The sequence below is a fragment of the Mesorhizobium sp. M7A.F.Ca.CA.003.01.2.1 genome (assembly GCF_003998945.1).
Lineage (GTDB): Bacteria > Pseudomonadota > Alphaproteobacteria > Rhizobiales > Rhizobiaceae > Mesorhizobium > Mesorhizobium ciceri.
Map to the genome: position 1 here is coordinate 1 of NZ_RZRA01000348.1, position 5,219 is coordinate 5,219.

General features: G+C 64.5%; 5 protein-coding genes. All 5 read left to right on the plus strand.

The window, feature by feature from the left end; translation table 11 throughout:
* Positions 1-423: ATP-binding cassette domain-containing protein (locus tag EN969_RS15690; protein ID WP_164758276.1), on the plus strand; the 423-nt coding region annotated here is incomplete at its 5' end.
* Positions 420-1,280, plus strand: a complete 861-nt coding sequence (locus EN969_RS15695) for an ABC transporter permease (RefSeq protein WP_063169587.1) — start codon at positions 420-422, stop codon at positions 1,278-1,280. The genes EN969_RS15690 and EN969_RS15695, both read left to right, overlap by 4 nt.
* Before the next feature lie 70 nt (positions 1,281-1,350).
* The gene (locus tag EN969_RS15700; protein ID WP_013528758.1) at positions 1,351-2,514 is read left to right on the plus strand and encodes an ABC transporter substrate-binding protein; all 1,164 of its coding nucleotides are present in this window, start codon (positions 1,351-1,353) and stop codon (positions 2,512-2,514) included.
* A 359-nt stretch (positions 2,515-2,873) separates the two neighbouring features.
* Positions 2,874-3,965 (plus strand): Gfo/Idh/MocA family oxidoreductase, encoded by a 1,092-nt coding sequence (locus EN969_RS15715; RefSeq protein WP_063169586.1) that lies wholly within the window; start codon positions 2,874-2,876, stop codon positions 3,963-3,965.
* Between the two features lie 206 nt (positions 3,966-4,171).
* The coding region (locus tag EN969_RS15720) for an amidase family protein (RefSeq protein ID WP_127419233.1) at positions 4,172-5,219 on the plus strand (1,048 nt) is incomplete at its 3' end.

Consider the following 5,219-nt stretch of genomic DNA (forward strand, 5'->3'; position numbering starts at 1 on the left):
TTTCCGCGCGGGCTGTCGGGCGGCATGCAGCAGCGCGCGGCGATCGTGCGGGCGCTGGCGCTAAAGCCCTCGGTGCTTTTGATGGACGAGCCGTTCGGCGCGCTCGACAGTTTCACCCGCGAGGAGATGAACCGGCTGGTCGAGGAGATCTGGCTCGACACCAAGACAACCATCGTCTTCATCACCCACAGCATCGAGGAAGCGATTTTTCTCTCGGACCGGGTGGTGGTGCTGAGCGCCCGGCCTGGCCGCGTCGCCAAGGAATACCGCGTGCCGTTCCCACGGCCGCGTTCGCTGGAGATCATGGCGACGAAGGAGGTCTTCGACCTCACCAACCGGATCAAGATGGACATTGTCGGCGAACGCACGCGGCCAAAAGCCCCGGAGCGCCCGAGCGCCGAAATCGTGAGGATCAGGCCGTGAGCGGGGGCGATGCCATTCCGGAATTCTCAAAGTCCAAGTCGGGCGCCAAGGCGGGCGACGGCCATGAGGTCAGCCTGACCAACCTTTCCGCCTTCGCCAGCGGCCCCGGCATCAAGTCGGGCAAGGAGGTGGCGGCCATTCTTGTCGTGGCGGTGATCATCATCGGCGGCATCGAACTGGCGCTGCGGCTGTTCCACGTGCCGCTCTATATCATGCCGCCGCCGAGCTCGATCGCTTATGCGCTGTTCGACGAGTTTCCGCTGATCGCGCCGCATCTCGGCTACACGCTGGTCGAGCTGGTGTCCGGCTTCACCATCGGCGCCATCATCGGCCTGGTGCTGGCCGCCGTCATCACCCAATTCCCGTTCGCAGAGAAGATCGTCGCGCCTTACATCCTGCTTCTGGTCACCACGCCGATGCTGGCGCTGGTGCCGCTTCTGATCCTGCGCTTCGGCTTCGGCTACACGCCGCGCATCATCGCGGTGGCACTGGCCGCCGGGCCGATGGTGATGATCAATGCGGCGACAGGCTTTCGCCGCGTCGACAGCGCCAAGATTGCGCTGGCGCGTTCCTATGGCGCCAGCACCCTGCAGATCTTCTGGAAGATCCGTGCGCCGATGGCGCTGCCGATGATCCTGGTCGGGCTGATGATCGGCGCCATCTTCGGCCTGCTGACCGCGGTCGGCGCGGAAATGGTCGGCGGCGGTTTCGGCCTCGGCAACCGGCTGACCACCTATTCGTCGATGATCCAGATGCCGCAGTTCTTCGCAGTGGTGCTGATCCTGTCGACGCTCGGCATCCTGATCTACGTGCTGTTCTTCCTGATCGGCAAGAAATGGGCGAGCTGGGAGGCTTGAACACAGGGATATGACGGCGCCCGGGAGGCGGGCGGCAAGAAACTGACATCAAACAAAAAAGGGGAATGCCATGACCAAAGAGAACTCGATCAACCCGGCGGGGATCAGCCGCCGCTACTTCCTGCAGGTCACCGGCGCCGGGCTGGTGACGGCGACGGCGCTTGGCGCCACCGGCCTGAAGGCCAGGGCCGAACCCTACGGAAAATTCACCTGGATCTCGCCGCGCGGCACGCTCGAAGTGCTCGACGACTATCCCTACTGGGCGGCCAAGAAGGCCGGCTATTTCGACGGGCTGGACACCGACATGCAGCCGGGACCATCGGACGGCACCGCGACGGTGAAGTTCGTCGATGTCGGCCAGGCCGATATGGGCTTCCCGTCGCCCGGCGTGTTCTCCTTCGCCATCCAGAACGGCATGAAGCTGAAGTCGGTGTTCCATATGGGCGCGCGCGACACGTTCAGCATCGCCTTCCGCAAGGGCGAGGGATCGAACGACCTGAAGAAGCTGGAAGGCAAGACCATCCTGCTCGGCTCCGCCGCCTGGCAGTCGATCACCGACCCGCTGCTGGCCGCGCAGGGCGTCGACATCAAGAAGGTGAAATATGTCGAGGCCGGCTGGCCGACCTGGGGAACGGCGCTGGCCGGCGGCCAGGGCGACGCCGCCCTGTCGTGGGAAGGGCTGCGCGCCGAATGGATCGCCAAGGGGCTCGACTTCGAATACTGGCTCGGCGTGCAGAATTCGAAGCTGCCGGCCAACACCTTCGTCGTGCGTGCCGCCGATCTCGAGGATCCCGACCGCAAGGCGTTTTTGGAAAAGTACCTGCGCGGCTGGGCGATGGGCCTCGAATTCGGCTACCAGAATCCACGCGCGGCGGTCGAAGCGGTGTTCGAGCAGTTCCCGACGCTGGCCAAGAATCTCGGGCCGGAGCTCGGCACCACCTCGATCCTGCAGCAGATCAACGTTTTCCGCGGCGACATGGACAAGCGCGGCGGCTGGGGCTCGCACGACATGGCGAGCTGGCAGGGCTTCTTCGACGAAATCCACAAGATCGGCCAGATCACCGCTCCGGTGAAGGCCGAGGATGTCTGCACCAACGATCTGATCGGCCCGGCCAATGATTTCGACAAGGCCAAGGTCAAGGCCGATGCCGACGGCGTCAAGCTGTCGGAAGGTTTTGCCGCGCTCGATGTCGAGAAGATCAAGGCGCATCTGTTCGATTCGGCGGTGAAGTAGGGCTGCGCAACGGGTCATGTCGGCCGCCCTCCATTACCCTGCCTTGGCTCCTTTCCTCTCCCTCCGGAGGGGGGAGAGGTGGCGCCGCGAAGCGGCGACGGAGTGGGGAAAGGCGTTCGTCAAACGCGCAGTCGCCACAAGACAGGCACAATCTGACGAGCAAGAGACCTCAAGCGCGCGGCGAGGGTCTCGACCCCCACTCCGTCGAGCTTCGCTCGACACCTCTCCCCCGATCGACGGGGGAGAGGAAAGGGCCGGGCAATGAGCGGCGGCGCTGACCTGAGGTGATTGTCTCGGATAGACATACGAGCGGCAACCGATCGCCGCGCACAATTCAATCAAAACCTGGGAGATATTCGGTGTCCGACAAGGTAAAAGTGCTGGTGGTGGGTCTCGGCAATATGGGTGCGTCGCATGCCAGCGCCTATCACCGGCTCGACGGTTTCGAGATCGTCGGCATCATGAGCCGGTCGATCAAGAGCAACACGAAGATTCCGGAAGAGTTAGCCGGCTACCCACTCTACGAGGATTTCGACCAGGCGCTGAAGGAAACAAAAGCGGACGCCGTCTCGATCAACAGCTGGCCGAACACCCACGCCGAATACGCGCTGAAGGCAATCGCCGCCAACTGCCATGTGTTCATGGAAAAGCCGCTCGCCACCAACAACGAGGATGCCGAGAAGGTGGTCGCGGCGGCGCGGGCCAAGAACCGCAAGCTGGTGCTCGGCTATATTCTGCGCGTGCATCCGTCGTGGATCAAGTTCATCGAGGTCGGCAAGACGCTCGGCAAGCCGCTGGTGATGCGGCTCAACCTCAACCAGCAGAGCAGCGGCAGCGCCTGGCACTGGCACAAGAACCTGATCGATTCGCTGATCCCGATCGTCGATTGCGGCGTCCACTATGTCGACGTCATGTGCCAGCTGACCGGCGCCAAGCCGGTGCGCGTGCACGGCATCGGCGCCAAGCTCTGGGCGGAAGCCGACAAGCAGAATTACGGCCATCTGCACGTCACCTTCGATGACGGTTCGGTCGGCTGGTACGAGGCGGGCTGGGGCCCGATGATGAGCGAGACGGCCTATTTCGTGAAGGACGTCGTCGGCCCCAAGGGCGCGGTGTCGATCGTCGCCGGCCAGCAGGCAAGCAGTGTTGCCGAGCTGGCAGAGGTTTCGAATTCCGCCGACATCGACCGCCACACCAAGACCGATGCGCTGAAGATCCACTATGCCGCTGTCGACGGCGACAAGAATTTCTCCAAACCCGACGAGATCGTCAGCATGGAGGACGAACCCGGCCACCAGGAACTGTGCGATCGCGAGCAGGCCTTCTTCCTGCGCGCCATCCGCGAGGATCTCGACCTCACCGAGCAGATGGATGCGGCGGTCAACAGCCTGCGCATCGTGCTGGCCGCCGAGCAGAGCATCGCACTGGGACGGACCATCGACCTGGCCTGAAGTCGCGCCAGCCCCCCTCATCCGGCCGCTTCGCGGCCACCTTCTCCCCGTTGGGGAGAAGAGGGTGGCGCTGGCGCTGCAAGTCTCCTCTCCCCTCGGGGAGAGGTCAGCCGAGCGAAGCGGAGGCTGGGTGAGGGGGCCGATGCCCCAATACAGTTCTCCGCAGGAGCAGCATCAACACAAGCTATCCGCCGAAGGAGAGAGATATGGCCGCCGTCACCGACAGTCTGCTGAAAACCTATGCCGAGTCCGACGCGCTGGACCTTGCGGCGCTGGTGAAGCGCGGCGACGTTACCCCGGCGGAGCTGGTGGAAGCGGCGATCACGCTGGTCGAGCGGCTCAACCCGACGCTCAATGCGGTCATCCATCGCCTCTACGACATGGCGCGCGGCCAGGCGCAGACGGTCGACACATCAGCGCCCTTCGCCGGCGTGCCATTCCTGCTCAAGGAGCTGGCCTCGTCCTGGACCGGGGCGCCGAACACCAACTCCTCATTCTACCTGAAAGATGTCGTCGCCGATTTCGACACCGAAGTGGTTCGCCGCATGAAGGCGGCCGGGCTGGTGCTGGTCGGCAAGTCGAACGCCCCAGAAAATGGCTGGTCGATCACCACCGAGCCAAAGCTCTACGGCGCGACGAAGAACCCGTGGAAGGAAGGCATCACGCCCGGCGGCTCCAGCGGCGGAGCGGCCGCGGCGATTGCTTCGCGCATGGTGCCGATCGCCGAAGCCAGCGATGGCGCCGGCTCGATCCGCATCCCGGCCTCCTGCTGCGGCATCGTCGGCCTGAAGCCGTCGCGCGGCCGCGTCAGCCTTGCGCCGTTCGGCGACTATTGGTATGGCGGCGCCTATTTCCTCTGCTGCTCGCGCACGGTGCGCGACACGGCGGCCTATCTCGACGCGGTCGCCGGCGCGCTGCCGGGCGACCCCTACACGCCGCCGGTTCCTGATGGCAGCTGGCTCAGCCTGTCGGCGCGGGCGCCAACGAAGCTGCGCATCGGCTTTTCCGTCACGCCGCCCAACGGCACCGCGATCGATCCGGAGGTGAAGGCGGCGGTGCTGGAGACCGTGGCTGTACTCGAGCGGCTCGGCCACCATGTCGAGGAGCATGACATGCCGCTCGACGCCGATGCTGTGTGGAAGACCTACACCAACATGACCTGCGTGCAGACGGCGGCGACCTTCGACTACCTTGAAACGGTGATGGGGCGGTCGGTGACACCGGGCGATGTCGAGGCGGTGACCCTCGCGCTCA

Bases quoted from the DNA above. Each gene is read 5' to 3' on its own strand.
- EN969_RS15700 (WP_013528758.1), top strand. From the start codon at position 1,351: ATGACCAAAGAGAACTCGATCAACCCGGCGGGGATCAGCCGCCGCTAC.